29 protein-coding genes are annotated in these 25,246 nt (G+C 65.9%); 4 read left to right on the forward strand and 25 right to left on the reverse strand.

Annotated elements, in window-relative coordinates:
* Positions 1-10: 10 nt before the first annotated feature.
* The 21 genes from I7X43_RS02000 to I7X43_RS02100 all read right to left on the reverse strand — a co-directional run bounded on the left by I7X43_RS02000 (position 11) and on the right by I7X43_RS02100 (position 15,934).
* Positions 11-274: a phosphopantetheine-binding protein gene (locus tag I7X43_RS02000; protein WP_198099214.1), complete on the reverse strand. Its 264-nt coding sequence runs from the start codon at positions 272-274 to the stop codon at positions 11-13.
* Entirely contained in the window at positions 271-1,035 is a 765-nt protein-coding gene (locus I7X43_RS02005; RefSeq protein ID WP_198099215.1) for a lysophospholipid acyltransferase family protein, read from the reverse strand. The genes I7X43_RS02000 and I7X43_RS02005 overlap by 4 nt, the downstream gene beginning before the upstream one ends.
* Complete coding sequence (locus I7X43_RS02010) at positions 1,032-1,796, reverse strand: beta-ketoacyl synthase chain length factor (protein WP_198099216.1); 765 nt, start codon at positions 1,794-1,796, stop codon at positions 1,032-1,034. Before I7X43_RS02010 ends, I7X43_RS02005 begins: the two co-directional genes overlap by 4 nt.
* Before the next feature lie 86 nt (positions 1,797-1,882).
* Positions 1,883-2,305 (reverse strand): F0F1 ATP synthase subunit epsilon, encoded by a 423-nt coding sequence (locus I7X43_RS02015; protein WP_198099217.1) that lies wholly within the window; start codon positions 2,303-2,305, stop codon positions 1,883-1,885.
* Positions 2,306-2,430: 125 nt separating this feature from the next.
* Complete coding sequence (gene atpD / locus I7X43_RS02020; protein ID WP_198099218.1) at positions 2,431-3,846, reverse strand: F0F1 ATP synthase subunit beta; 1,416 nt, start codon at positions 3,844-3,846, stop codon at positions 2,431-2,433.
* Between the two features lie 32 nt (positions 3,847-3,878).
* Entirely contained in the window at positions 3,879-4,757 is an 879-nt protein-coding gene (gene atpG, locus I7X43_RS02025) for a F0F1 ATP synthase subunit gamma (RefSeq protein ID WP_198099219.1), read from the reverse strand.
* Positions 4,758-4,808: 51 nt separating this feature from the next.
* Positions 4,809-6,362, reverse strand: coding sequence for a F0F1 ATP synthase subunit alpha (gene atpA / locus I7X43_RS02030; protein ID WP_198099220.1), 1,554 nt, complete (start codon positions 6,360-6,362; stop codon positions 4,809-4,811).
* A 41-nt stretch (positions 6,363-6,403) separates the two neighbouring features.
* Complete coding sequence (locus I7X43_RS02035) at positions 6,404-6,937, reverse strand: F0F1 ATP synthase subunit delta (RefSeq protein ID WP_198099221.1); 534 nt, start codon at positions 6,935-6,937, stop codon at positions 6,404-6,406.
* Complete coding sequence (locus I7X43_RS02040; RefSeq protein ID WP_198099222.1) at positions 6,938-7,408, reverse strand: F0F1 ATP synthase subunit B; 471 nt, start codon at positions 7,406-7,408, stop codon at positions 6,938-6,940.
* A 36-nt stretch (positions 7,409-7,444) separates the two neighbouring features.
* Positions 7,445-7,714, reverse strand: coding sequence for a F0F1 ATP synthase subunit C (atpE, locus tag I7X43_RS02045; RefSeq protein WP_127682566.1), 270 nt, complete (start codon positions 7,712-7,714; stop codon positions 7,445-7,447).
* Between the two features lie 68 nt (positions 7,715-7,782).
* Positions 7,783-8,649 carry a F0F1 ATP synthase subunit A gene (gene atpB / locus I7X43_RS02050; protein WP_198099223.1) on the reverse strand — a complete coding sequence of 289 codons (867 nt, stop codon included), beginning with the start codon at positions 8,647-8,649 and terminating at the stop codon, positions 7,783-7,785.
* Positions 8,650-8,667: 18 nt separating this feature from the next.
* Complete coding sequence (locus tag I7X43_RS02055) at positions 8,668-9,144, reverse strand: ATP synthase subunit I (RefSeq protein WP_198099224.1); 477 nt, start codon at positions 9,142-9,144, stop codon at positions 8,668-8,670.
* A 148-nt stretch (positions 9,145-9,292) separates the two neighbouring features.
* Positions 9,293-10,192 (reverse strand): SMP-30/gluconolactonase/LRE family protein, encoded by a 900-nt coding sequence (locus tag I7X43_RS02060; RefSeq protein ID WP_198099225.1) that lies wholly within the window; start codon positions 10,190-10,192, stop codon positions 9,293-9,295.
* A 34-nt stretch (positions 10,193-10,226) separates the two neighbouring features.
* Positions 10,227-10,742 carry a GNAT family N-acetyltransferase gene (locus tag I7X43_RS02065; protein WP_198099226.1) on the reverse strand — a complete coding sequence of 172 codons (516 nt, stop codon included), beginning with the start codon at positions 10,740-10,742 and terminating at the stop codon, positions 10,227-10,229.
* A gap of 19 nt (positions 10,743-10,761) precedes the next feature.
* Positions 10,762-11,262, reverse strand: a complete 501-nt coding sequence (locus I7X43_RS02070; RefSeq protein ID WP_198099227.1) for a 2'-5' RNA ligase family protein — start codon at positions 11,260-11,262, stop codon at positions 10,762-10,764.
* Positions 11,263-11,268: 6 nt separating this feature from the next.
* Positions 11,269-11,991 (reverse strand): alanyl-tRNA editing protein, encoded by a 723-nt coding sequence (locus tag I7X43_RS02075; protein WP_198099228.1) that lies wholly within the window; start codon positions 11,989-11,991, stop codon positions 11,269-11,271.
* A complete protein-coding gene (locus I7X43_RS02080) occupies positions 11,991-12,827 on the reverse strand; it encodes a PhzF family protein (RefSeq protein ID WP_198099229.1) in 837 nt (278 codons plus the stop codon). Before I7X43_RS02080 ends, I7X43_RS02075 begins: the two co-directional genes overlap by 1 nt.
* On the reverse strand, positions 12,824-13,291 hold the full coding sequence (locus tag I7X43_RS02085; protein WP_198099230.1) for a GNAT family N-acetyltransferase: 468 nt from the start codon (positions 13,289-13,291) through the stop codon (positions 12,824-12,826). Before I7X43_RS02085 ends, I7X43_RS02080 begins: the two co-directional genes overlap by 4 nt.
* A complete protein-coding gene (locus tag I7X43_RS02090) occupies positions 13,288-14,052 on the reverse strand; it encodes an SAM-dependent methyltransferase (protein ID WP_198099231.1) in 765 nt (254 codons plus the stop codon). Before I7X43_RS02090 ends, I7X43_RS02085 begins: the two co-directional genes overlap by 4 nt.
* Complete coding sequence (locus I7X43_RS02095; RefSeq protein ID WP_198099778.1) at positions 14,049-15,257, reverse strand: aminotransferase-like domain-containing protein; 1,209 nt, start codon at positions 15,255-15,257, stop codon at positions 14,049-14,051. The genes I7X43_RS02090 and I7X43_RS02095 overlap by 4 nt, the downstream gene beginning before the upstream one ends.
* 80 nt (positions 15,258-15,337) lie before the next feature.
* Positions 15,338-15,934, reverse strand: a complete 597-nt coding sequence (locus I7X43_RS02100; protein ID WP_198099232.1) for a LysE family translocator — start codon at positions 15,932-15,934, stop codon at positions 15,338-15,340.
* A 94-nt stretch (positions 15,935-16,028) separates the two neighbouring features.
* Here I7X43_RS02100 and I7X43_RS02105 point away from each other — a divergent pair, with 94 nt between their 5' ends.
* Entirely contained in the window at positions 16,029-17,438 is a 1,410-nt protein-coding gene (locus I7X43_RS02105) for an aminotransferase-like domain-containing protein (protein ID WP_310737505.1), read from the forward strand.
* On the opposite strand, the gene I7X43_RS02110 is transcribed toward I7X43_RS02105, so the two are convergent.
* Positions 17,427-18,992 carry a GGDEF domain-containing protein gene (locus tag I7X43_RS02110; protein ID WP_198099234.1) on the reverse strand — a complete coding sequence of 522 codons (1,566 nt, stop codon included), beginning with the start codon at positions 18,990-18,992 and terminating at the stop codon, positions 17,427-17,429. The two genes, I7X43_RS02105 and I7X43_RS02110, sit on opposite strands and share 12 nt — an antisense overlap.
* 86 nt (positions 18,993-19,078) lie before the next feature.
* On the opposite strand from I7X43_RS02110, the gene I7X43_RS02115 reads away from it, so the two are divergent.
* Positions 19,079-19,702, forward strand: a complete 624-nt coding sequence (locus I7X43_RS02115; RefSeq protein WP_198099235.1) for a DNA-binding transcriptional response regulator — start codon at positions 19,079-19,081, stop codon at positions 19,700-19,702.
* Here I7X43_RS02115 and I7X43_RS02120 read toward each other — a convergent pair.
* Positions 19,692-21,596, reverse strand: a complete 1,905-nt coding sequence (locus I7X43_RS02120) for an ATP-binding cassette domain-containing protein (protein ID WP_198099236.1) — start codon at positions 21,594-21,596, stop codon at positions 19,692-19,694. The two genes, I7X43_RS02115 and I7X43_RS02120, sit on opposite strands and share 11 nt — an antisense overlap.
* Positions 21,597-21,617: 21 nt before the next feature.
* Positions 21,618-22,592: a glutathione synthase gene (gene gshB, locus I7X43_RS02125; RefSeq protein ID WP_198099237.1), complete on the reverse strand. Its 975-nt coding sequence runs from the start codon at positions 22,590-22,592 to the stop codon at positions 21,618-21,620.
* 53 nt (positions 22,593-22,645) lie between these two features.
* Here gshB and I7X43_RS02130 point away from each other — a divergent pair, with 53 nt between their 5' ends.
* On the forward strand, positions 22,646-23,425 hold the full coding sequence (locus tag I7X43_RS02130) for a class II glutamine amidotransferase (RefSeq protein ID WP_198099238.1): 780 nt from the start codon (positions 22,646-22,648) through the stop codon (positions 23,423-23,425).
* Positions 23,426-23,435: 10 nt separating this feature from the next.
* On the opposite strand, the gene I7X43_RS02135 is transcribed toward I7X43_RS02130, so the two are convergent.
* Complete coding sequence (locus tag I7X43_RS02135; RefSeq protein WP_198099239.1) at positions 23,436-24,299, reverse strand: DUF6502 family protein; 864 nt, start codon at positions 24,297-24,299, stop codon at positions 23,436-23,438.
* Between the two features lie 117 nt (positions 24,300-24,416).
* On the opposite strand from I7X43_RS02135, the gene I7X43_RS02140 reads away from it, so the two are divergent.
* Entirely contained in the window at positions 24,417-25,172 is a 756-nt protein-coding gene (locus I7X43_RS02140) for a phosphatase PAP2 family protein (RefSeq protein ID WP_198099240.1), read from the forward strand.
* The last annotated feature ends 74 nt before the right edge of the window (positions 25,173-25,246 follow it).

The raw sequence follows: 25,246 nt of genomic DNA on the forward strand, positions 1-25,246 counted from the left end.
GAGATTCTCCTCAGGCCTTCCGCGCGCCCGCCACGAACTGCGCCAGGGCACGGATGGAGCGGAAGTGCTGGCGCGTCTCCGCCGAGTCCGCCGACAGGGTCAGGCCGTAGCGCTTCTGCAGGGCCAGGCCCAATTCCAGGGCATCGATGGAATCCAAGCCCAAGCCCTCGACAAACAGAGGGGCCTCGGTGTCAATGTCCGCCGGTGCCATGTCTTCGAGATTGAGAGACTCAATCAGCAGGTTTTTGATTTCCAACTCAAGGGCTTCGTTCATGCCTTGTGCTCCCTAGAAAACAAATCTTTTAAGTGCGCCGTCAAACGGCGCGCCGCCAACGGCATCTCCCCACCCGCCGCCTCCAGGAAGGGGGCGACGGCAATGTCCTCGCCCACCTCCAAGGTCAGACGCATGACGCGGTCATGGGTCCGCCACCAGGGCCGACCTTTGGTCAGCCCCAGGGGCTCGCAACGGATGGTGACCGGCGTGATGTCAGCCCCCGCACGCAAGGCCAACTGAGCGGCTCCGCGTTGGAGTTGCATAGCTTGGCCGGGGCGGCTGCGGGTGCCTTCCGGGAAGATCACCAGATTGCCACCGGCCTCCAGGCTGGCGCGGCAATCGTCCAACAACTCGGGGCCGCCGCTGTTGAGGATGAAATTGCAGCCTCGCACCGGGCCCCAGGTGAAGGGGTTGCGAGCCAAGCTCGCCTTGACCACGCAGTCCGCATTGTCCGTCACCGAGATCAAAGCCACGACATCCACCAAGGTGGGATGACTGGCCAAAATCAGCAAACCGCGACGATTTAGTCGCTCGGCACCCACGATGCGGGTATCCACGATGCCGCCCCAGCGCATCAAGGCAACAAACCCGCCAAAGCCAAGCTGGACCCAGCGGCGCGCCCAACGGATGCGCGTCGCAGGCGTCCACATCAGCACATTGAGCAAGGGGAAGGCAACCAATCCCAGCACCACCCCGCCCAAACCAAATGTGCCAAACAGCGCGCCCGTCACCGGAACCCGCCAGAGGCGTGACCAGCTCATTCGCGACTCCAGCACCAGAGGCCTTGACACCAGGCTCTTTCGGGGGCCCAGCCCAGAAGGAAGCGCAAGGCGGCGACATCGGGGGGGAAAGGGGACGCCGATTTCACACCTTCGGCAAGATCCACCTCCTTGGGTCGCAGAACGATTGCGTCTTCACCGGCCTCTGCCGCCTTGAGCAGCAGCCCCAGGCCGCGCAAGGGTTCCCAAACGCTGGGGGCGTATGGGCTGGGAAGGGGCGCCTCGGCGGCCACCACCAAGACACGGGGCGCACCCTCGGCGATCAGGGTCACCGCCTCGATCCATGCGGCTTCGAGGCTGAATCGGCCCGCCGACACCGCGCTCACGGGCGCCGTGATCGCCCGCTGAATTGAGTACAGCGCGGGGATGGCGTTGTGAACCGCATGACTGAACGCAGTGGGCGACAGGGGCTGACTCTGCGCCAAACACTGCAGAAGAGCCAGGGAACGATCCAACTCGCCCCAACGGGACGCGAAAACAACGGGCGTGCTGGCAAGGGTTTCGGGCGCCTCACCCGCCTGGGCACCGTAAGCAACCTGAAGGGCGGCGCGCCCCAGCGGGTCAATCCGCCGGCGCACCATCGGCGGCACTTCGGAAAGGGGCGGGACCGCAGCCTCGTCGACAGCCGATGGTGGCCAGGCGTTCGGATCGCTGAGCGCCCGGCACCAGGCCTCTGGCGTCGCCAATCCCGGCGTCCAGGCCGACCATCGAATGACGGAGAGTGCTCGGGCTTGTGATGCCATCACGCAAAAAAGGGAAAGGCCCGCTGTACGCGGGCCTCGTCGGGCGATCGATTCAGGGCGGCTGAGGCCTACTGAACCCCACCGATTCAGTGCTTCATGCCGCGCAGCTTGCGCATCGCGGCGATCTGAGCGGCCAGCACGGCCAGTTCGCTCTGGGCCTTGGCCAGGTCCAGATCGCTCTGTGCGTTCTTCAGCGCCTCTTCGGCCAAGGCCTTGGCTTCGTTGGCCTTGGCTTCGTCCAGGTCCTTGCCGCGGATCGCGGTGTCAGCCAGCACGGTGACGCCGTGAGGCTGAACCTCCAGAATGCCGCCGGCAACAAACACGAACTCTTCCTGGTCGGTATCTGCACGTTGAATGCGCACCGCGCCGGGCTTGATGCGGGTGATCAGCGGCGTGTGATGGGGCAGGATACCCAGCTCGCCGTTCTCGCCCGGCAGCGCGACGAACTTGGCCTCGCCCGAAAAGATGCTCTCTTCGGCGGAAACCACATCGACGTGAATCGTTGCCATGTCTTTCTTCCTTTGCATCCAAGAGATTCAAGAAGCCAGCAGACGGGCGTCAGGCGAGGCGCCGCGCGGAAGCGGACTCATGTCCGCTGAGCACAGTAACAACGCCTGCCGCCCGATTGCGCCGCTTATTGAATCTTCTTGGCCTTTTCGAAGGCCTCGTCGATGGTGCCAACCATGTAGAAGGCCTGCTCGGGCAGGTGATCGCACTCACCGGCCACAATCATCTTGAAGCCGCGGATGGTTTCCTTCAGCGGCACATACTTGCCCGGCGTGCCGGTGAACACTTCGGCCACGTGGAACGGCTGCGACAGGAAGCGCTGGATCTTGCGCGCACGGGCCACGGCCTGCTTGTCTTCCGGCGACAGTTCGTCCATGCCCAGAATCGCGATGATGTCTCGCAGTTCCTTGTAGCGCTGCAGAACGGCCTGCACATCGCGGGTCGTCTTGTAGTGCTCTTCGCCCACCACGTTCGGGTCGATCTGGCGCGAGGTCGAATCCAGCGGATCCACGGCGGGGTAGATACCCAGCGCGGCGATGTCACGCGACAACACGACGGTGGCGTCCAAGTGGGCGAAGGTGGTGGCCGGCGACGGGTCGGTCAAGTCATCCGCAGGGACGTACACGGCCTGGATCGACGTGATCGAGCCCACCTTGGTCGAGGTGATGCGCTCTTGCAAACGGCCCATTTCTTCGGCCAGCGTCGGCTGGTAGCCCACGGCGGAAGGCATACGGCCCAGCAGCGCGGACACTTCGGTACCGGCCAGGGTGTAGCGGTAGATGTTGTCCACGAAGAACAGCACGTCACGGCCCTCGTCACGGAAGGCTTCGGCCATGGTCAGACCGGTCAGGGCCACGCGCAGACGGTTGCCCGGGGGCTCGTTCATCTGACCGTAGACCATCGCGACCTTGGACTCGCTCAGGTTCTCTTGCACCACCACGTTGGAGTCCGACATCTCGTGATAGAAGTCGTTGCCCTCACGGGTGCGCTCACCCACGCCGGCGAACACGGACAGACCGCTGTGCGCCTTGGCGATGTTGTTGATGAGCTCCATCATGTTCACGGTCTTGCCCACGCCGGCGCCACCGAACAGACCCACCTTGCCGCCCTTGGCGAACGGGCAGATCAAGTCGATCACCTTGATGCCGGTTTCGAGCAGCTCTTGCGAAGGGCTCAGCTCGTCATAGGCCGGAGCCGCGCGGTGGATCGAGGCGGTCAGCTCGTGCGAGACCTCGCCGCGCTCGTCGATGGGGTTGCCCAGCACGTCCATGATGCGGCCCAGGGTGGCCTTGCCCACCGGCACCTTGATGGTGTCGCCGGTGTTGTACACCACCGAGCCACGGCGCAGGCCGTCGGACGAACCCAGGGCAATGGTACGCACCACGCCGTCGCCGAGCTGCTGCTGCACTTCCAGGGTCAGGGCCGAGCCGTCCATCTTGAGGGCGTCGTACACCTTGGGCATCTGGTCACGGGGGAACTCCACGTCCACCACGGCGCCGATGCACTGAACGATCTTGCCTTGAGCTTGAGTCGCTTGCGTCATTTCGTATTTCCTTGTCTTGCTGATTCAGTTCATCAGCCACCGATGGCGGCGGCACCCGAAACGATTTCCGACAGTTCCTTGGTGATCGCGGCCTGACGGGTCTTGTTGTAGACCAGCTTCAGTTCCTTGATCAGGTTGCCGGCGTTGTCGGTAGCGGCCTTCATGGCCACCATGCGCGCCGACTGTTCCGAGGCCATGTTTTCCGCCACGGCTTGGTACACCAGCGATTCCGTGTAGCGCACCAGCAGCTCGTCGATGACGGTCGGGGCGTCCGGTTCGTACAGGTAATCCCAGGCGTGCGAAGCCTTGGCTTTGGCCTTCAGCCCCTCGGCATTCAAAGGCAACAGCTGCTGCATCACGGGCTCCTGTTTCATCGTGTTGATGAAACGGGTGAAGCACAGATACACCGCGCTCAATTCGCCTGCTGCGTACTTGTCGAGCAGCACCTTCACGGGGCCAATCAACTTGTCCAGGTGCGGGGTGTCGCCGAGCTGGGTCGCATGGGCCACCACAGAAGCACCAATGCGGTTCATGAAACCGAAGCCCTTGTTGCCAATGGCCACGACTTCGGCTTTGTTGCCCGCTTGGTCGATTTCCCGCAGCTTGCCCGTCACCGTGCGCAGCATGTTGGTATTCAAGCCACCGCACAGGCCCTTGTCGGTGGTCACCAGCACGAGCCCCACCGGCTTGCTGGCGTCGTTGGACACCATGAACGGGTGGACGTACTCGGGGTTGGCCATCGACAGATGCCCGGCGATCGTCGCCACCTTGTCACTGTAAGGACGGGCGGTGCGCATGCGGTCCTGCGCTTTGCGCATCTTGGCCGCCGCGACCATTTCCATGGCCTTGGTGATTTTCTTGGTGTTCTCGACCGACTTGATCTTGGTGCGGATTTCCTTGCCTGCCGCCATATCTTCTCCTTAGTGGGAAGCGGGAGCCCGAAGGCCCCCAGGGTGGTCAGATCAAGCGAAAGACTTCTTGAACGACGCGATGGCGTTGTTCAGTTCGCTTTCGGCATCCTTGTCCATGGCTTTCTGTTCCTCCAGCTTGGCCAACAGAGCGGCGTGGCTGGATTTCAGGAATTGGTGCAAACCATGTTCAAACGACAGGACCTTCTTCACCTCGATGTCGTCCAGATAGCCCTTGTTCGCGGCGTAGATCGACGCGGCCATCAGGCTGATGGGCAACGGCTGGTACTGGGCCTGCTTCAACAGTTCGGTCACGCGGGCACCGCGGTCCAACTGCTTGCGGGTGGCGGCGTCCAGATCGGAAGCAAACTGCGCGAAGGCCGCGAGTTCACGGTACTGCGCCAAGTCGGTACGGATACCGCCGGACAGGCCCTTGATCAGCTTGGTCTGGGCGGCACCACCGACGCGGGACACCGAGATACCGGCGTTAATGGCCGGACGGATACCCGAGTTAAACAGGTTGGTTTCCAGGAAGATCTGACCGTCGGTGATCGAGATCACGTTGGTCGGCACGAAGGCGGACACGTCACCGGCTTGGGTTTCAATGATGGGCAGAGCGGTCAACGAACCGGTCTTGCCCTTCACTTCACCCTTGGTGAACGCTTCCACGTAGTCGGCGTTCACGCGCGCGGCACGCTCCAACAGACGGCTGTGGAGATAGAACACGTCGCCGGGGAAGGCTTCGCGGCCGGGCGGACGACGCAGCAGCAGCGAGACCTGGCGATAGGCCACCGCTTGCTTGGACAGATCGTCATAAATGATCAGGGCGTCTTGACCGCGGTCGCGGAAGTATTCGCCCATCGTGCAGCCCGAATAGGCCGAGACGTACTGCATGGCCGCCGATTCCGAGGCCGAAGCGGCCACGACGATGGTGTAGTCCATCGCGCCGTTGGCTTCCAGAGCCCGCACCACGTTCTTGATCGACGACGCCTTCTGACCGATGGCGACGTAGACGCAGACCATGTTCTGGCCCTTTTGGTTGATGATCGTGTCGATCGCAACCGCGGTCTTGCCAGTCTGACGGTCACCGATGATCAGCTCGCGCTGGCCACGGCCGATGGGCACCATGGTGTCAATACACTTCAGGCCGGTCTGCACGGGCTGGTCCACCGACTTACGGGCGATCACGCCCGGGGCGACCTTCTCGATCACGTCCGTCATCTTGGCGTTGATCGGGCCCTTGCCGTCGATGGGTTGGCCGAGGGCGTTGACCACGCGGCCCACCAATTCGGGGCCCACGGGCACTTCCAGAATGCGGCCCGTGCACTTGACGGTTTGGCCTTCGGAGATGTGCTCGTAAGCACCCAGCACCACGGCGCCGACGGAGTCGCGCTCGAGGTTCAGGGCCAGACCAAAGCTGGGTTGGCCGCTGGCATCCGCCGCGAATTCCAGCATTTCGCCCTGCATCACTTCCGACAGGCCGTGAATGCGGACGATGCCGTCGGACACCGAAACGACGGTGCCCTGATTGCGAACATCCGCGCTCGGGGCCAGGCCCTCGATGCGGCTCTTGATCAGTTCGGAAATTTCTGCAGGGTTCAATTGCATCTTGGTCTCCCGCCCAGGGTCCAGCCCCAGGCGTTGGATATTTAGGCGGTGAGCTGGGTCTTCATGCGATCCAGGCGGGCGCGCACCGAGGTGTCGAGCACCTCGTCGCCGACGGTGACGCGAACGCCCCCGATCAGACTGGGCTCGACCTTGACCTCAGGCTTGAGCTTGCGCCCGAAGCGCTGTTCAAGCACCGCGGTCAGCTCGCCGAGTTGGGCGGCATCCATGGGGAAGGCGCTCTCGACCGTGGCCTCCGCCACGCCCTGGGCAGCACTGGCCAGCGCATGGAATTGCGAAGCCACAGCGGGCAGCGCGTCCAAACGACCGTTGTCGAGCACGGTGCGCAGAAAGTTGCGCACCCCATCCGCCAACGGCAGCTTGGCCGCCTCGACCATCACGTCAAAGACCTGGCTGGCCGAAGTCTTCGGATGGGCAGCGAATTGGCGCAGGCCGTCGTCGCCCGCCACCAGGGCCAGGGCGTCGATCTGCTCGCGCCAGCCGTTCAGGTCGTGCTTTTGCGCGACCTGAAACAGCGCTTCCGCGTAGGGACGTGCAATGGTGGCGAGTTCGGCCATTTACAGCTCCGTCTTCAGACGAGTCAGCAACTCGGCGTGAACGCCGGCGTTGACTTCGCGCTGCAGGATCTGCTCGGCACCCTTGACCGCCAACACGGCGACTTGGTCGCGCAGTTGCTCGCGGGCACGGATCACCTGCTGGTCGGCGTCCGCTTTGGCCTGGGCCAAAATTTTGGCCCCTTCCTCTTCGGCACGGCGCTTGGCTTCTTCGATCAGCGCAGCAGCGCGCTTCTCGGCGTCGCCAATCAGCTTGGTCGTCTCGGTGCGGGCCTGAGCCGCCAGGTCGCCTGCGGCCTTGTTCGCATTGGCCAGTTCGGCCTTGGCGCGATCGGCAGCAGCCAGCCCGTCAGCGATCTTGGCCGCACGCTCGTCCAGGGCCTTGGTGATCGGCGGCCAAATAAAGCGCGCCGTAAACCAGGCCAGAACGAGGAACGGAATCCACTGAATGAACAGGGTTGCGTTGATGTTCACGGCTTAATTCCTTTCAAGCGTGAAAGGGAGCGGTGATTACTTCGCGACGGTGGCCAGGAAGGTGGCAGCGAACGGGTTGGCGAACGCGAACAGCAGGGCGATGGCCACACCGATCAGGAAAGCAGCGTCGATCAGACCGGCCAAGATGAACATCTTGGTCTGCAGCTGGTTCATCAGCTCCGGCTGGCGAGCCGAGGACTCCAGGAACTTGCCACCCATCAGCGCGATACCGATGGAAGCGCCGATAGCGCCCAGACCAACGATGATGCCGCAAGCCAGAGCAACCAGACCGAGGATGTCGTTCATTTTGAGATCTCCAAAAGGGTGAGAAGGGAACGGAAAAGAAAGAGAAAGAGACGCCTTAGTGGGCGCAATCAATGTGCATCATGGGCCTGGCCGAGGTAAATCAGCGTCAGCATCATGAAGATGAAGGCTTGCAGCACGATCACGAGGATGTGGAACAACGTCCAGATCGTGCCCGCCACCACATGACCCAATGCCAGGCTGATGCCGGTGGCATTGAGCGCCCACGCGCCGCCCATCAGGGCGATCAGCATGAACACCAGTTCGCCGGCAAACATGTTGCCGAACAGTCGCATGCCATGAGAGACCGTCTTGGCGAGGAACTCGATCATTTGCATGAGGAAATTGAACGGCCACAGCGCCCAGTGGTCACCAAACGGCGCCGCGATCAGCTCATGGCCCCAGCCGCCCAGACCCTTGATCTTGACGCTGTAGAAGATACACAGCAGCAGCACCATGGTGGACATGCCCAAGGTGGTGCTCAGGTCGGCCGAGGGCACGACGCGCAGGTAGGCATGGTGCGGATCATGGGCCAGCTTCTGCGCCACCAGGGGCAGGAAGTCGACCGGCAGCATGTCCATGAAGTTCATGCCAAAAATCCACACGAACACAGTCAACGCGACCGGGCCCACAAAGCGGCGGCTCTGTTCGTTGTGAATCACGCCCTTGGCCTGGCCATCGACCAACTCGACCAGCATTTCGACAAACGCTTGACCGCGCCCCGGCACGCCGGAGCTGGCCTGGCGTGCGCCACGCCACATCAGGAACAGCACAAAGGCGCCGATGCAGATCGAAAACACCAGCGAGTCAAAGTTGAACAGGCTGAAATCAACAATGCTCGTCTGCTTGACATCCTGGAAGGCAAAGTCCTTCTGCAAATGCTGCAGGTGGTGCTGGATGTACTCACCGGCGCTGGGCGCGTGCTGTTCGCTGCTCATCGTCGTCCGCTCTGTTCGTTAATTTGATTTGCGCAAAGCCCAGAGGCCCCACACATGCACCTTCAAGCACCCAATCAAGCTCACCAGCAAGGCTGGCCAACTCAATGCGGGCAATGTTTTGACAGCCGCCACCAAGATGGCCACCGTCAACAAGACCTTCACCAACTCCCACACCGCAAAGGCCAGGAGTGCGGCCGTCGGCTGCACACCGCGTCGACGCAAGCCCCAAGCCATCAAGGCCGAGGGCAGCACTACCGCAGCAGCACCCCACATGGCGGAAACCGCCTGCGGACGTGGCGCGGACCCCAAAAGAGCCCACAACCCCGACAGCACCGCGCCGACCAGCGCCTGCACCATCACCACACGCCACGGCGACAACCCAGGTTGCCGCGACTCCAGCGCCTGAACCTGCTCGCGGGTCCAAGGGGCAACAGGCTGAGACTGGGCCTCTTCTTCGGACCAGGGGTCGCCGGCAGAGCGGTTGGGTTCTGTCATGCAACACCTGAAAGCGAGAAGCGCCCGGCAACACCGGTCAGCAAAACCCTGGGAGTATAGGGGGAAACCTAGGGTTTGGCGCCATGACTTTTGATTGAGCGCAGCCTCTAGGCGCCCGCGGTGTGGCAGAAAGGGCGGGGGCTCGGCCTCAAATTCGAGCCGGAACGACGGGCATTCCGGGCACCGTCACCCGCAACATCAGCAGCGCGCCCGCCCAGGGCTGGCTCTTCAGCTCTTCCGCTGACCGACCTTCTCGCGCCGTTGTGATGTACAGCGTGCGCAGGTCCGCCCCGCCAAAGCAGGGCATCGTTGGACAGCGAACCGGCAGTTGAATCTCGGCCAACACCGTTCCCGCCGGACTCAAGCGCAGAAGCCGCTGTCCTTCAAACATCGCCACCCAATACGCCCCTTCCGCGTCGACCGCCGCCCCGTCCGGCCGCCCGCCATAGGTTTTAAGCGGTTGACTGGAGTCGCGGGCCGCAAACTGCGCCCACACTTGGCGGTCACCGATCGCTCCGGTGGCCAGGTCATAGGGCAAGCGGTAAATCGCGTGGGCCTTGGTGTCCGCCCAGTACAGGTGCTGGGCATCGGGGCTCCAGGCCAGTCCGTTGGAGGTGGTAATGCCCGCCGCCATGGCCTGGGCGCCCCCTGGATTGAGCCGGTACAAGTGCGCATCGGGGCGGCGAGCATCATCGATGGTGCCCACCCACAGGCGGCCCACCGCGTCCACCTTGCCATCGTTGTAGCGCTGGCGCGCGGGGTCAAAGGGCGGAGGTTGCATGCACTCGCTGCGCCCCGTTGCCGCATCAAACGACCAGAGACCATCGCGGCGCGCAACGACCAACCCACCTTGGGCGCGAAGAGCCAGGCAACTGGGCTCCGACGCCACCGACCAGCATTCGGGCTCCGTCGCACCGTCGCGCCAACGCAGAATGTGACGGCGCGCAATGTCCACCGCGTACAGCGCCTGTTCCTGGGGGTGCCACAACGGGGACTCGCCCAGCTCACAGCGGTGCGAACCCAGGACCTGAATCGTTTCGGTATGCATGCCGCCACTCTAGGGGCGTAACGCGACGTAATTGCTACGCGTAATACCCGCTTTGCGGTGCGGTCAGATCCACCTTGAGGTAGTGGGCTCCGGGAATGGGGTTGAAGTAATACGGGGGCACTTCTTCGAACCCCAAGTTCTCGTACAGCCCCCGCGCGGCCTCCATGTCGTCCAGCGTGTCCAGCAGCATGGTGCTGTAGCCCGCCTCCAGCGCACGGTCGATCAGCGCCTGCGCCACCATTCGGCCCAATCCGAAGCGCCGAAAGGCGGGGCGGACATACAAGCGCTTCATCTCGCAGGCATTGGGGTAGTCGACGTCGGGCAAGGGCCGGAATCCGCCGCATCCCGCCACCGCCCCATCCACCAACGCCAGCAAGAACAAGCCATCCGGCTCCCCGTAGTGCTCGGCCAGTGCGGCCAACTCGTCTTCGAAGCCCTGAAAGCACAAATCCACACCCAGTTCCTGGGCGTACTCACGGATGATGAATCGGGCGTCTTGCCACTGCGCAGCCTCAGCCGGCGTCAGCAATTGAATGTCGGGCGCACTCATGATGGGCCACAAAGTGTAGTCAGGTCGGGCTGATCCACAGCGGGTGATAGCCCTGACGGGACTCCGCCAGCACCAAGCGGCTGGCGCGCCACGACCAATTGGGCGCGGTGGCAGGGCGTGAACCGCCGGCCTTGCGGGCGACCGTCACGTGCGGGCGAAAGGGCCGCGAATCCACCGGCAGGCCGATCGAAGCGAGCGTCTCGGCCAAGCCAGCCTGCAGGTCCACCAAAGCCGCCGGCACGGCCGATGGTCTCAATACCAGCGTGCCATCCCAATCCTGCCAGCGATCGAACTGCAACCCGATGGGGTCGATGTCCCGCGGCAGCTGTTGTTCGAGCGCCTGCCGCGTCGCTTCAGCCGTTGCCCCCAAAAAATGCAAGGTGAGATGCAAATCGGCAGGCCCGTGTCGCCGGGCGCCCGAGGTCCACACCACGGTGTCAGCCCATTGCTGGCACCGGTCCGCATCGACACGCCCGGGCCAAAGCGCGAGGAACAAACGCCGCTCAAGCCCCGCACTCATCTCAATTCAAGTGACATCCGGGGCGGCAAACCCCAGCACCACCCTGCGCGTCTTGGCCGCCTTCTTTTCAATTTTGGTCACAAGCACAGCGCCAATGTCAGCGGTGTTGTTCACATGCGTCCCCCCACAGGGCTGCAGGTCAACGCCGTCAATGTCGATCACCCGAACGCGCCCCAGCCCCCGAGGCGGCTGAACGCTCATGCTTCGCACGAGGCTCGGGTTGGCATCCAACTCCGCCTCGCTGATCCAGCGGTGACGCACCGGCCGGGCGGCAGCCACCCAGTGCGCCAAGCCCGCATTCAGCGCATCCTTATCAAAGGCCTCGTCCGTATGGAAATCGAGACGCGCGTAGCTTTGGGTGATTGAACAGCCATTAACGGGGTACGGCAACAGGGCGCACAGCAAATGCGTGGCGGTGTGAAAGCGCCGGTGGCACTGTCGGCGGTCCGCGTCGATTTCCACGATCACCCGCGTGCCCGGCAACGGTGCGGCCCCCTCGATGACATGCAAGATAGCCCCCGGGTGCTGTTTGCTTTTGCGGGTATCACCGAACCGCCAACTCACGCCATCCGCATGGATCACGCCCGCGTCGCCCGCCTGGCCGCCGCCCACCGGATAGGCCACCGTGCGGTCCAAGATCAAACCGCCGTCCTCCTCGAAAGCCAGAACGTTGGCCTCACAGGTCCATTGGTTGGCATCCTCGCGAAACAGCTCTTCTGTGGAGTCCATCACAAACGCAGCCTCCCTTCCACCAGCGGCAGCACCGCACCCCCGATCCAGATCCGGTCGCCGTCCCGTTCGATCTGCACCCGACCCGCACGCCCCAAGGCCGCGCCTTGGGCGGTGACATAGCGATCCGGCGCCAGCCCGGCGCCAATCATCCACCGTGCCAAGCCCGCCTGCAGGCTGCCGGTGACGGGGTCTTCTGGAATCCCCAGAGCGGGCACGAAAGCGCGCACCTCGAAGGCAGTGTCAGCGCCCGGCGCTTGGGGTCCGATCACCCCGACTTTGAGCCCGTGCATGGCTTTGAAGTCGGGCTTCAGCGCCAGCACCTCGGCCGCCGTGGCCAGGCGCACCCCCAGCCAGCCCGGGCCGTTGTCTACCCAGACGACATCCAGCAAACGGGCGCCGGGCAAACTGGCCGCCACCTGGGCCCGGGTTGCGTCGTCTACGGGGCCGGCCCGGCGCAGCGGAGGGGCGTTGAAGGCCAAACGTCCATCCACCCCCTGGCGCAGGTGAACCAACCCAATGCCGCACTCCTGCACCACCTGTCCGGGTTGTTTCGGCTGGCCGCCGCTGCTCAGCCACGCATGGGCACTCCCCAGCGTCGGGTGCCCGGCAAACGGCAACTCCCCATTCGGCGTCCAGATGCGCACCCGGTAGTCCGCCGCCGGGTCGGTGGGAGGCAGCAGAAAAGTGGTTTCGCTGAAGTTGGTCCAGCGGGCCAACTCCTGCATCTGCCCTTCACTGAGGCCCTCGGCATCCACCACCACGGCCAGGGGGTTACCCTTTAAGGGCGCGCTGGCAAAAACATCGAGTTCCAGGAAGCGGCGGGAGAAGGTCATGTAACAGGGGGCAGGTAAAGATTGGGGCGCACGATCTCCATGCCGCGCTCCGGCGTGGCCAACGGCACAAAACCATGGCGGGCGTAGAGGGCATGCATGTCGGCGGTGAACAGCACCTGGCGGCGCAGCCCCTGCAAGTCAGGGTGCTTCAAGCCCTGGCCCACCATCCAGTCCCCCAACCCGAGTCCCCGGTGGTCCTCGTGCAAGAACACGTCGCACAAATAGGCGAAGGTGGCCCGGTCCGTCACCCAGCGGGCGATGCCCACCTGGCGACGCGGTGCGTCCTCGCACCACAAGTGAAACGCCAGCGAGTTCGCCATGGCACGCTCCACGATCTCACGCGGCACGCCCCGGCTCCAATAGGCCCGGGTCAGCATGGCGTGAACCGCCTCGCCATCGAAGTCATCAGGGGCGTCGCTCAGACGGTAGCGGCGCCCCGCGCGCTCCGTTGTCAGCAGCGTCATGCCGCGGGCCTGCGCAAGATGTGCGCCGCAAACTGCCAGCCGCTCCCGTGACGCGCCATCAACTCCCGCCACCCGTCCACTTGGGCACGCACCCGCGCCGCCCCTTCGGGCTCCGACTCGCTCACCCGGTCGGCAAAAGCCAGACGCCCAGCCTCCACCCCCGCCTCATAAGCCGCCATGGCCGACGCCGAGGCGACCACCCGATGGTCCATCTGCCAGCCGTGCTGATCAAAGACGTCCGGCACCGCGGCATCCGACCACAAGTCAGCAGCGGACAGGCCCAGGTCCGAGAGGAACGCAGCCGCCGGTTCGCCCACCCACTCCAATTCACCGACGATCAATGATCCGCCGGGGCGCACCCGTGCATGGGCCCCACGCAACAGATCCAGAGGGCCGCCGAACGCCTGCGACGAACCCATGCACCACAGCGCATCGAACGGCGGCTCGTCCGCCACGGCGGTCAGATCTCCCAAACGCCACGCCACCGCACCTTGCAGAGGAAGGCCTTTGCTCCGTGCCCGTGCTTGGGCGATGAAATCGGGGTTGAGGTCCAAACCCAGCACCGCAATGGGCGCGGCCTGCGCAAGCGCCAACGCGGACGCGCCGGCCCCACAGCCCACGTCCAGCACGCGCTGAACGCCCGGGCGCGCCACCCGCGCCACCAAGTCCTCCAAGGCCTCAGCAGGCAGCGGATTGGCGTGCTTCAAGCCCTGGTGGGCGGCGGCGGACAGGCGCTGAGCAAAGGTGATCGGCGTGTTCAAGGCGTCGGGATCACGTGCGTGCTGTTCAGCGCGTCGTGCAGCACCTTGCCCAGAATCGCCACACCGGTCTCGATCTGGTCCGGGGTCAGCGTGACGAAGGAGAGCCGCAGCGCGCGCGAGTCCGGGTTGGCGGCATAGAAGGCTGCACCCGGCACGAAAGCGATGCCGGCTTCCACCGCCAGCGGCAGCAACTCGATGGCATTCAGACCCTCGGGCAGGCGGATCCAGAAGAACATGCCGCCCTTGGGCTCCTCGTACTCGCAGGCCGCGGGCAGGTGCGCCTTGATGGCACGGGCCATGGCGTCGCGGTTCGCCTTGTAGCGGGCGCGGATGCTGGGGATGTGGCGGTCCAGGAAGCCGTCCTTGATCACCTCATAGACCACGCGTTGGTTGAAGCCCGGGGTGTGCAAGTCCGCCGCTTGCTTGGCCTGCAACAGCTTGGGATAGAGCGCCTTGGGGGCGATGGCGTACCCGAGGCGGAAACCGGGGGTCAGGATCTTGGAGAAGCTGCCAAGGTAGATGCTGCCCTCGGCCCAGCGGCTGGAGAGCGACGCGCCCGGATGCTCGTCGAACCACAGGTCACCGTAGGGGTTGTCTTCCACCACCGGCACGCCAGCGGCTTGCGCGGCGGCCATCACGGCATCACGACGCTCCGCGGGCATCACCCGTCCCGTGGGGTTCTGGAAGTTCGGCAGCAGGTACATGAAACGCGTGCCGGGCGCCGTGCGCGGCAATTCGGCAATGGCCTCGGACAGTGGGCCATGGTGGTCACTCGCCAGGCTGTGAAATTGCGGCTCGTAAGGGGTAAAGGCCTGCAAGGCGCCCAGGTAGGTCGGGGTCTCCACCGCGACCGGTGCACCCTGGTCACACAAGATCTTGCCGACCAAGTCGAGACCCTGCTGCGAGCCGCTGGTCACCAGCACCTGATCGGGCGTCACGTTCATGCCCAGCTCGGCGTTCACGCGCGCGGCGGCCCACTCGCGCAGCGGTGCAAAGCCTTCGCTGGCGGCGTACTGCAGGGATTCGCGCGGGTTGTCGGTCAGCACCTTGTCGCAGGCGGCCTTGATTTCCGCGACCGGGAAGGTGTCGCTCGACGGCAAACCGCCGGCCATCGACAGGATGCCGGGCTTCTCGGTGACCTTCAAGATCTCGCGAATGATGGAGGGGTTCATGCGCGCCGCTCGGTGCGCCAGGGTCCAGGTGATGCTCATGGCTAAGGCCGGTGTGAAAGGCAAGGGTTGCATTGTGCGGCCAGTGCCGCGAGGCCCGACCGCTCGGTCGGGTGTCAGAACAACAGGGGCAGCAGGCTCAGCACCAACAGGGCCGCCATCCCGCGGTTGAACAAGCGCTGACGCGCCGGCTCGGCCAGCCAGTGACGTAACTGACTGCCACACAGCGCCCAAGCCGCCACGGAGGGCAGGTTGATCAGGGCAAAGAGCGAGGCCGTCAGCAGCACGGGTCCGAGGCCGTTTGCCGGCATGTAGGTGGCGAAGGCCGAGACCGCCATCACCCAGGCCTTGGGGTTGACCCACTGAAAGGCGGCGGCGCCCCAGAACCCCAGGGGCCGCGGGGCGCCGTCGCGCCGGTCCAGCGCCAGGCTGCCCGCACGGGCCAAGCCCCAAGCCAACCACAGCAGGTACAGCACGCCGACGACCTTGAGTCCTTGGTAGAGCACGGGCCAGCGTTCAAACACCAAGGCAAGCCCCAGGCCCACGGCCACCAACATCACCCCAAAGCCGATCGAGATACCCAGCACATGAGGCACCGAGGCCCGAAAGCCGAAGTTCAGCCCCGAGCTCAGCACCATCAGGTTGTTCGGTCCTGGGGTGATGGACGACACCCAGGCAAACAGGGCAAAGGCGAGCAGGACTTCCGGGGTCATGACAGTCTCACAGGGCGGCGGGATCGATGAGATTCTGCAAAATCAATCCATACAGAACCAATACACTTTGAATCACACATTTCCGATCTGTATCGTGACCTCGACCCACACAGTCACCGCCCAGGGGCGCGCCGAGGCCCTGGCCGCCGACCTGGCACGGCGCATTGACCAGCGCCTGCTCTTGCCCGGCGCCCGCCTACCCTCGGTACGTACGGCCGCCCTGCAGCGGGGCCTGAGCCCCAGCACCGTGGTGGCCGCCTACGACCGGCTGCAGGCCGCCGGCTTGGTGGAGGCGCGTCCGCAGCGCGGATTCTTTGTGCGCGAACCCGCCCCGCGCCCCGCCGCTCCGGCACGCCAGGCCACGCCGAGTCCGGCAGCGGCCCCGTTCGACACCCTGACCCTGGTGCGCAACCTCATGCGACCCGAGCACCAGGATTCGCCGGCCAGCGGCGTGCTGCCCCTGAGCTGGCTGGACCCGACGCCGCTGCGCCAGGGCCTGCGCGCCGCCTGCGGCCCGGGCGAAGAAGCCGCGCTGCTGCGCTACGCCGACCCGGCGGGCGACCCCGGTTTGCGCGCCCTGCTGGCGCAGCGCCTGGTGGATGTGGGGATTGGGGCCTCGCCCGACCAAATCCTGACCACCGTGGGCGCCACGCAAGCGCTCGACCTCATTGCGCATACCTTGGCCGCACCCGGCGACGCCGTGCTGGTGGACGACCCCGGCTGGCCGATCGAGTACGCGCGCCTGAGCCAGGCCGGCCTGCGCCTGCTGGCCGTCCCGCGCGGCGCGGATGGCCCCGACCTGGCCGTGCTCTCCCACTTGATCGCGGCCCACCGTCCCCGGCTCTACGTGACCGTCAGCGTGCTGCACAACCCCACGGGGCACAGCCTCAGCTTGGGACAAGCGCATGAAGTGCTGCGCCGCTGCGAAGCCGGGGGCGTGCTGGTGGTCGAGGACGACACCTACGCCCCCTTCGCCGCCCCACATGCCCCGCGACTGAGTGCCCTCGACGGCCTGAAGCGCACGCTGTACGTCTGCGGCTACTCCAAGCTACTCGGCGCGGGCCTGCGCGTGGGCTTCGTGGCGGGCGCCGCCGAACCGATCGCCGCCCTCACCGAGCGCAAGATGGTGCACGAGCTGTGCACCAGCGCCGTGCTGGAACGGGCCCTGGCCCACCTGCTCAGCCGGCGCGCGCTGAACCGCCAAACCGAGGCCCTGCGCCAGCGCCTGGATGCCGCGCGCCTACGCTGCGGGCGCCTGGCGAGCCAGCACGGTTTCGGCTTCTCCACGCCGCCCGCCGGGCTCTTCGGCTGGCTGGACAGCGGCGTGGACAGCGAGACCCTGGCCCAGCAGATGCTGGAGGCGGGTTGGGCCTGCGCGCCCGAGCGCCTGTTCAGCCCCACGCGCACGGGCGGGCCCCACCTGCGGTTGAATTTCGCCACCAGCCAGGACGCGCGCTTTTGGGCCGAGCTGGCCCGGGCCCGGGACCGCCTGCTAGGGCGCTGACTCGATGCGGTTGCGGCCCAGCGCCTTGGCCTGATAGAGCGCCGCGTCGGCCCGCGCCATCACCTCGCCCGGGCTTTCGCCAGGGCGGGCCTGCGCCACACCCATGGACACGGTCAGGGCTTGGGCCAACGCCTGCCCAGGCCCACAGGCTTGTGCGGCCAACCAGCGCTGCAGGGCCTGCGCTTGTTGGCGGGCCTCGCCCAGATTTCCCCCTTCCAACAGCAGCGCGAATTCCTCGCCCCCCAAGCGGGCGGCCAGGTCGCTGCCGCGACGGGCCACTTCGTTCAGGCCCTGCGCCAGCACCTTCAACGCGGCGTCTCCCGCAGCATGGCCGTGGGTATCGTTGAACCGCTTGAAGTAATCGGCATCCACCATGACCACCGACACGGCGCCGCCTTGCCGCGCCACCAGGGCCAAGGCTGCTTGCAGCCGCGGGTCAAATGCCCGCCGGTTGGCCAGCCCGGTGAGGGCATCGGTTTGCGCCACGGCCTCCAGCGCGGTCACTTGCTGCTGGATGCGCCGCAACAAATGGTTGCCTTCTTCCGCAAGCTCTTGAATTTCGTCCTCGCCCCGGACACGAAGCCGCGGCGTCCAGTCCTCCTCCGCGCGGGCCCGGGCAATTTGCCGCTGCAGCGACCGCAAGCGGCGCACCAGGCGCAAGTCCACCAACCAGTACGCGCCCAGGGCCAGCAACGCTGCCAGCCCCGCCAGCAAACCGCCCGCCCCACGCAACACCTCGATTCCTTGCAACCGCAGTTCGCGCGGCCACCGCAATTCCACCCAAGCAGCGGGAGCCCCCGCGCCATCCACCAACTGCGTGCGCATGCGATGTTGCGGTTCACCGGGCAGCACCCACAACGGTCGACGATCCTGACCCGGTGCCACTTCGTCCAGCACGGCCCAGGCTTCTGGCGCCGCCCCCAGGGGATAGACCTGCAAGTCCAACGCGGCGCGGGTGCCCATGTCGCGCCACGCCGCCGCCTCCATGCGCTCCGCGGTGATCAAGCTGCCCGCCGGTTCGCCCTGTCCCGAGCTGTCCATGATCGGAAGATGACACAGGGCCTGGACTTCCTCCCCCAGGCTGGGGACAAACACCCAGGCGCAACGACCTGCGGGGGGAGCCGGCTGGCGCAGAGCACGGCCGGCTGGGGTCTGCTCGCTCAGCACTTCGGCCACGGTTTGGGTTGACCCGGCGCTCGGTTCGCCCCGCACCGCGTGAATCAATTCGCCCGATGGGCTGAGTACCGCCAACCAGCTCAAGCCCGAGGCCCGCAACGAGGCGGGGCTGAGGTTGTCCTCGGCAAACTGCGGGTTCCGGTTCCGAGCGTAGTCGCGCAGGGCGGTCCAATGACTCCACTCCCGCGCCCCCCGGCCCTTTTGCGCCAAGGCGTCATCCAGGGTGGCGATCAGGCGCTGGAAGTCCTTGCGCATCGCTTGCTGCTCGATGCGGTCAAAGCCTCGCCCCAAATAACCGCTCAGGCCCCAAAACCCCAGCCCGCCCACACCCAAGGCAAACACCAGCACGCCAGCCAGACTTTGCGCACGCAGTCCCATTTTGTGTGGCCGCCCCTGTCTCGCCGCCCCGGCGAGGAATCTGCGAATAATAGGCAGATCACCCCGCGGGGTCATGCTTCTTTCCGATGACGCCAGCCAAACTCCGGTTCCTGATCGTTGACCCCTTGGAGGGCGTGCGCGCCTTCGCCCAGCGCCTGCTGGAGGGTTTTGGGTTTGCACCGGACCACATTCGTGGCTGCGCGGACCCCGACAGCGCCTTGCTGCTCGCCACCGAATGGGCGCCCGACTTCGTCTTCACCGATGCCTTCAGCGGCCAGTCTCTGGACGGTTTGGCGCTCTTTGAATCCATTCGCGCGCTGCACCCGCAGTGTCGGTTGGGCTTGATGAGCTTTGAGATCACGCCCGAGCTCGAGGCGCGGGCCAAGGCGCTCAATGCCCGCTTCATCCAGCGCAAACCCTTCACCGCCGAAACCCTGCGGGCGACCGTGCAGGCCAGCCTGGAATGGATGCGACAGGAACGGCCCGATCTGGCCGCCCGCATGGTGCGCGAAAGCAAGGGCCGCTTGGACCCGAGCCGGCGCATCGAACTGCCGCCCGTGCAGTTGCCCCAGCCCTTCAAGGTCGGTGATCAGGTCCAACACGCCGGCCAGCGGCGCAAGGTCTTGGCGGTGGTGCTGCGACAAGGCGAGCAAGCCCTGCAGCTCGACGGGGTGCCAGGCTTCGTGCCCGCCGCCAAGGTCAATCGCTGAGCAGCGTCCAGCGCTCCAGCAGGTGCATCAACTCGTCGTCAACCGCCGCGGCACGCGCCGTCACCTGGGCGATGCGATCGGCCCCTTGGGTGTAGAGATCGCTGCCATTGAGTAGCGCGCTCAGTTCGGCCTGCTCAGCTTCCAAGCTTTCGATCTGTGCCGGCAGCGCCTCCAGTTCGCGCTGCTCCTTGTAGCTCAGCTTGCGTTTGGGGGCCGCGGCTGGCGCGGTCACCGGTACAGGCGAGGGCGAAGGCTCGGCAGCCGTCCCTTCGGAGGCGCGCTCCCCTTTGCGCTCGGTTTTGGCATCGGCCTTGGACGCTGCCGTACTGCGCGCAGATTGGGCCAGCCAATCCTGCACGCTGCCTTCGAACTCGCGCCAACGCCCGGGGCCTTCGTGCACCAGGGTGCTCGTGACCACGCGGTCCAAAAAGCGCCGGTCGTGGCTGACCAGGAACACCGTGCCGGGGTAGTCGATCAGCATCTCCTCCAGTAGGTCCAGGGTTTCGATGTCCAAGTCGTTGGTGGGTTCGTCCAACACCAGCACATTGGCCGGGCGTGCAAAGAGGCGCGCCAGCAACAGGCGGTTGCGCTCGCCACCCGAGAGCGTGCGCACCGGGCTGTTGGCGCGCGCCGGGCTGAACAGGAAGTTCACCATGTAGCTGTTGACGTGCTGGCGCTGCCCGCCCACTTCGACGTACTCCGACCCGGGGCTGATGGTGTCTGCCAGCGTGGCGTCCAAATTCAAGCCCGCACGCATTTGATCGAAATGCGCGACGGTCAAGCGCGTGCCGGTCTGCAAGCGACCGCCGTCGGGCTGCAGCTCCCCCAAGATGAGCTTGAGCAGCGTGGTCTTGCCCGCGCCGTTGGGGCCGATCAAGCCCACCTTGTCGCCGCGCATGAAGGTGGCCGTGAGCCCCTCGACGATCACGCGTTCGCCAAAGGCCTTGCGCACGTCTTCCAGGTCGGCCACCAGCTTGCCGCTGCGCTCCCCCACGTCCACTTGCAGGCGCGCCCCGCCTTGCAGGTTGCGGCGCTGGGCATGTTCCTCGCGCAGCTTCATCAGCCGCGCGATGCGCGCGACCGAGCGCGTGCGCCGGGCTTCCACGCCTTTGCGAATCCACACTTCTTCCTGCGCCAGCACCTTGTCGGCACGGGCGTTGGCCAGGGCCTCGTTCTCCAGTTCGCGCTGCTTGGCGGCCTCGAAGGCGGCAAAGTTGCCGGGGTAGCCCCGCAACTGGCCGCGATCCAGCTCCACGATGCGGTTGCAAACCGCATCCAAAAAGGCGCGGTCGTGGGTGATGACGAGCAAGCTGCCGTTGAAACTGCGCAGCAACTCCTCCAACCAAAGGATGGCGTCCAGGTCCAGGTGGTTGGTCGGCTCGTCCAAGAGCAGCACCTCGGGGCGCGCCACCAGCGCCTGGGCCAAGGCCACGCGCTTCTTGTAGCCGCCACTCAGCTCAGCCACCGGCCGCGCGCCATCCAGGCCCAGACGGTGCAGGGCCTCGTCCACGCGCTGCTCCCAGGTCCAGCCTTCCAACTGCTCAATGCGCGTCTGCAGCGCATCCAGGTCCTCGCCCTCGACATGCGCCTCGTAGCGGGCGCGCAGGTCGCGCGCCTCAGCCACCCCCTCGGCCACGGCTTCGAACACCGTGGCATTGCGTTCAAACACGGGTTCCTGCGGCACGTAGACGATGCGCACGCCCTTTTCTCGCTGCAGCAAGCCCTCGTCGAGCTTCTCCAAGCCAGCCAGCACCTTGAGCAACGAGCTCTTGCCGCTGCCGTTGCGGCCAATCAAGCCCACGCGCTCGCCCGCTTCGAGCGAAAAATCCGCTGCATCCAGCAGCGGCCAGTGCCCAAACGCAAGGTGGGCATTCGTAAGAGACAACAGAGCCATGGGGGGATTGTCCCCGCGTGGTCAGGCGATCCGACGCTCCACCGCGTCTAGAAAGGTCGCCGCCACGTCCAAGCCCGCCTGGGCACTGATTTCCTGGAAGCAGGTCGGGCTGGTGACGTTGATCTCGGTGACGAAGCCACCGATCAAGTCCAGACCCACCAGCAGCAGACCGCGGGCGGCCAGGATGGGCCCCAGGGCTTCAGCGGCCTCGCGCTCACGCGCCGTCAGCGGCATGGCCACGCCGCGGCCGCCAGCGGCCAGGTTGCCGCGCACCTCGCCGCCTTGTGGGATGCGCGCCAAGGCGTGCGAGACGGGCACGCCGTCGATCACCAGCACGCGTTTGTCGCCCTCGGAAATCTCGGGCAAGTAGCGCTGGGCCATGATGGTTTGCGCGCCGTAGTGGGTGAGCTGCTCCAAGATGGCGCCCAGGTTCAGGCCATCCTCTCGCACCCGGAAGATGCCCATGCCGCCCATGCCGTCCAAGGGTTTGAAGATCACGTCGCGCTGCTCGGCATGGAAGGCCCGCAGCACTTCGGCGTCGCGGCTCACCAAGGTCGGCGCCGTCCATTGCGGAAACTCCATCAGCGAGAGCTTTTCCGGATGCTCGCGCAGCGCGCTGGGCCGGTTGAACACCCGCGCCCCTTCGCGCTCCGCTTGGCTCAGCAGGTGGGTGGCGTAGATGAACTCGGCGTCAAAGGGCGGGTCCTTGCGCATCAGCACGGCATCCACGCTCGCCAGCGGCAAGTCGCGGGTGATGGGCGCCTGCCACCAGTCCTTGAGCCCGCTGCCGTAGGCACTGGCCACGGCTTCGCCGCTCAGTTGCAAGCGCTGGGCGCCGCGCGCGGTCACGCGGTCGCCGTGTTGCCACACCAATTGGTGCGTCTCGCAGACCCAGAGGCCATGGCCGCGCCGGGCGGCCTCGCGCATCATGGCAAAGCTGCTGTCCTTGTGGGTCTTGATGTGATCCAGCGGATCGATGATGAAGAGCAAGTCCATGGTGGACAGTGTGTCAGACTGACCATTCCCCTGCCACTCTCAGGTGCAGCCCCATGTGTCGATTTCTGGCCTATCGCGGCGACCCGATTTACTTGGAAGACTTGGTCTGCCGTCCCCAACACTCACTGGTGCGTCAGAGTCTGAGGGCTGAGCAATCGGTCCTGGTGACCAATGGCGACGGCTTTGGCCTGGGCTGGTACGGCGACCGCGAAACGCCCGGCCTCTATCGACAAGTCACGCCGGCTTGGAGCGACGAGAACCTCAAGGCTTTGGCGGCCCATGTTCGATCTCACCTGTTCTTCGCCCATGTGCGGGCGGCCACTGGCGGCGGGGTCTCGCTGGCCAACTGCCATCCTTTTGCGGCGGCGAGCTTTCTCTTCATGCACAACGGCCAGATTGGCGGCTTTGGCGAGGTCCACCGCGAATTGGAAGCCCAGCTCACAGACCCCTTGTGGCACCAGCGGCGCGGCGGCACCGACTCCGAACTGATCTTTCTGCTCATCGTGCAGCACTTGATCAATGGCTTCGGCCCGCTGGAAGCGACGAGTGCGGTGCTGGAGGACGTGTGGGGCCGCATGCGCGCGGCCGGCGTTGAAGCCCCCTTGCGCTTTTCAGCGGCCCTGGCCGACGGGGACGAGGTATTCGCCTTTCGCTGGGCCAGCGACGCGCAACCGCCCACGCTGTACCACCGCGTCGAGGCCTACGGGCAAATCGTGGCCAGCGAGCCGCTGGAGGGCGACGCCGAGGGCTGGGACATCCTGGCCCCCAATACCGCGCTGTGTCTGCATGCCGATGGCCGCAGCACGGCGCACCGGCTGCGCATTGGAAGCTAAAGCCCGGACCTCAAGCGGCCGGATCGGAGGGCGCCGCCGCCTCACTGAGCGCGGCGTCTGGCGCGTCGACCGCCACCGCGTAACTCTGGATGCCGAAGCTGAATCGCTGGTCTCCCCCGGCCTCGCGTCCGCGCGTCTGGGCCAGGGTCACCAGGCGGTTCACGCGCTGGGCGAACCGGCGGCCCCAGCGTGCCACCAGGGCGTTCAGCGGGGCCACATCCTCGGCCAGCAGGCCTTCGGCCCGGACGTAGTAGAGCGCGTGGGCGGGGTTGCGACCCAGCAGGTTGTCCCAGGCCGCGTGCAGGCGGTCGGCCGAGAGCCGGGCGCTGCGGGCCATGACCTGCATGTCTTCGCCTTCCACGCGCTCGTGCTGGGCCCAGCAGACGCGCCCGGCGTCGTCCAGCACCACCGCGCCCTGCTGCAGCCAGGCCTCCAGCAGGGCCCGCGGCGGCACGCCCTTGCTGACCTCCTCGATCAGGTCCTCGAAGGTCGGTAGCTGAGCCTCGCGCACCTGGCTGCGGCGCTCCAAGGGCCGGGGCGCGCCGCGCCCATCGATGAAGCGCACGTCCCCGCTCCACAGGGACAGCGTGGCATCGAGCAGGCTCTTGCGGCGGCGCTCGCTCTGGAAGAGCGGCGCCTCGGAGCCGATGCGTTTGACGTCCTTGCGGTGCACGCCGGTCAAGGTGCTGACGGCCGCATCGGTGACGCGCCGCCCCTCCTGCTCCAGGAGCTGCACGGCCTGCTCCACGTAGACCCGCTTGGACAGCTCCGTGAGCTCGCCCAACTCAACCCCCTTGCGCACCAGGATGCGAATCAACGGGCGCAACAGCAAGGTGGCGATGTACAGCGATTGTTCTCGGGCGGTGGGGTGCATGCGCGGCCCTCAAGGGGTGGGCAAAAGGGATGGGAGACGGGGCGGGTAATTCTTTATTTGCGATTTTTTTACACAAAATGCAGAATGCGCCGGCTTCAACTTTGGAATTGTCCGTCCATGCCTGCCCGACCCTTGCCTTTTGGTTTCGCCCTCACCGCGACCCTGTGCCTTGCTTTCACCTCGACATGGGCCGCTTCTCCCGAATGGGAGTCGCCCCCCGTCAGCCACAAGGACGTCAAACCCTACACCGATGGCAGCTCACGGCCGGAAGCTTGGCTACCGCCGGCCCCCGCACCCGACAGCCCCGCGGACCGCGACGACGTGAACGCCGTGTTGGCGCGGCAGAAGGGGGATGCCGCCCGCCGCGAATCGGCCGAGCTGGACGCCAAGTGGCTTTACGACCGCTTCGCCCCGGTGCTGGGGGTGGACATTCGCCGCGACAAGTTGCCCGCCCTGGTCCACCTGCTGAACCGTAGCGTGCGCGAATCGACCACCCCCACCTTCGCCGCCAAAAAGACCCACGCCCGCCTGCGCCCGCACCAGCGCCTGGCCCTGGATCACGTCTGCGGCCTGAGCGGTGCCTCGCAGCCCGACCCCGACGCGACCCAGCGCACCTCCTACCCGTCGGGGCACGCCACTTTCGGCTGGGTCACGGCCCTGGTGCTGGCGCGGGTCGTCCCCGAACGGGCGCCCGCCCTGCTGCAGCGCGGCGCCGAGTACGCCGACAGCCGCGTGGTCTGTGGCTTGCACTTCCCCAGCGACGTGGAAGCCGCGCGCCAGCTCGCCACCGCCGTCGTGACCCGCCTGGACCTGCACCCCGAGTTCCAGCAGGACCTGCAGCGCGCCCGCGCCGAGTGGGCGGCCCCGCGCTAAGCCCACCCCCCTAAATCACCCGACGCCACGCCGCGCGCCAACCCCAAAGGGTGGCGCGTCAGGCGGAGCTTTGC

The sequence above is a fragment of the Inhella gelatinilytica genome, from assembly GCF_016093295.1.
GTDB lineage: Bacteria > Pseudomonadota > Gammaproteobacteria > Burkholderiales > Burkholderiaceae_C > Inhella > Inhella gelatinilytica.

Excerpts from the sequence above, each read along its gene's own strand:
- I7X43_RS02010 (WP_198099216.1), bottom strand. The coding sequence starts at position 1,796 with ATGGCATCACAAGCCCGAGCACTCTCCGTCATTCGATGGTCGGCCTGG.
- I7X43_RS02005 (WP_198099215.1), bottom strand. The coding sequence starts at position 1,035 with ATGAGCTGGTCACGCCTCTGGCGGGTTCCGGTGACGGGCGCGCTGTTT.
- I7X43_RS02115 (WP_198099235.1), top strand. The coding sequence starts at position 19,079 with ATGACGCCAGCCAAACTCCGGTTCCTGATCGTTGACCCCTTGGAGGGC.
- atpG (WP_198099219.1), bottom strand. The coding sequence starts at position 4,757 with ATGGCGGCAGGCAAGGAAATCCGCACCAAGATCAAGTCGGTCGAGAAC.
- I7X43_RS02000 (WP_198099214.1), bottom strand. The coding sequence starts at position 274 with ATGAACGAAGCCCTTGAGTTGGAAATCAAAAACCTGCTGATTGAGTCT.
- gshB (WP_198099237.1), bottom strand. The coding sequence starts at position 22,592 with ATGGACTTGCTCTTCATCATCGATCCGCTGGATCACATCAAGACCCAC.
- I7X43_RS02065 (WP_198099226.1), bottom strand. The coding sequence starts at position 10,742 with ATGAGTGCGCCCGACATTCAATTGCTGACGCCGGCTGAGGCTGCGCAG.
- I7X43_RS02015 (WP_198099217.1), bottom strand. The coding sequence starts at position 2,305 with ATGGCAACGATTCACGTCGATGTGGTTTCCGCCGAAGAGAGCATCTTT.
- atpA (WP_198099220.1), bottom strand. The coding sequence starts at position 6,362 with ATGCAATTGAACCCTGCAGAAATTTCCGAACTGATCAAGAGCCGCATC.
- I7X43_RS02120 (WP_198099236.1), bottom strand. The coding sequence starts at position 21,596 with ATGGCTCTGTTGTCTCTTACGAATGCCCACCTTGCGTTTGGGCACTGG.
- I7X43_RS02035 (WP_198099221.1), bottom strand. The coding sequence starts at position 6,937 with ATGGCCGAACTCGCCACCATTGCACGTCCCTACGCGGAAGCGCTGTTT.
- atpD (WP_198099218.1), bottom strand. The coding sequence starts at position 3,846 with ATGACGCAAGCGACTCAAGCTCAAGGCAAGATCGTTCAGTGCATCGGC.
- I7X43_RS02070 (WP_198099227.1), bottom strand. The coding sequence starts at position 11,262 with ATGAGTGCGGGGCTTGAGCGGCGTTTGTTCCTCGCGCTTTGGCCCGGG.
- I7X43_RS02060 (WP_198099225.1), bottom strand. The coding sequence starts at position 10,192 with ATGCATACCGAAACGATTCAGGTCCTGGGTTCGCACCGCTGTGAGCTG.
- atpE (WP_127682566.1), bottom strand. The coding sequence starts at position 7,714 with ATGAACGACATCCTCGGTCTGGTTGCTCTGGCTTGCGGCATCATCGTT.
- I7X43_RS02135 (WP_198099239.1), bottom strand. The coding sequence starts at position 24,299 with ATGCACCCCACCGCCCGAGAACAATCGCTGTACATCGCCACCTTGCTG.
- I7X43_RS02100 (WP_198099232.1), bottom strand. The coding sequence starts at position 15,934 with ATGACCCCGGAAGTCCTGCTCGCCTTTGCCCTGTTTGCCTGGGTGTCG.
- I7X43_RS02080 (WP_198099229.1), bottom strand. The coding sequence starts at position 12,827 with ATGACCTTCTCCCGCCGCTTCCTGGAACTCGATGTTTTTGCCAGCGCG.
- I7X43_RS02110 (WP_198099234.1), bottom strand. The coding sequence starts at position 18,992 with ATGGGACTGCGTGCGCAAAGTCTGGCTGGCGTGCTGGTGTTTGCCTTG.
- I7X43_RS02085 (WP_198099230.1), bottom strand. The coding sequence starts at position 13,291 with ATGACGCTGCTGACAACGGAGCGCGCGGGGCGCCGCTACCGTCTGAGC.
- I7X43_RS02075 (WP_198099228.1), bottom strand. The coding sequence starts at position 11,991 with ATGGACTCCACAGAAGAGCTGTTTCGCGAGGATGCCAACCAATGGACC.
- atpB (WP_198099223.1), bottom strand. The coding sequence starts at position 8,649 with ATGAGCAGCGAACAGCACGCGCCCAGCGCCGGTGAGTACATCCAGCAC.
- I7X43_RS02055 (WP_198099224.1), bottom strand. The coding sequence starts at position 9,144 with ATGACAGAACCCAACCGCTCTGCCGGCGACCCCTGGTCCGAAGAAGAG.
- I7X43_RS02130 (WP_198099238.1), top strand. The coding sequence starts at position 22,646 with ATGTGTCGATTTCTGGCCTATCGCGGCGACCCGATTTACTTGGAAGAC.
- I7X43_RS02140 (WP_198099240.1), top strand. The coding sequence starts at position 24,417 with ATGCCTGCCCGACCCTTGCCTTTTGGTTTCGCCCTCACCGCGACCCTG.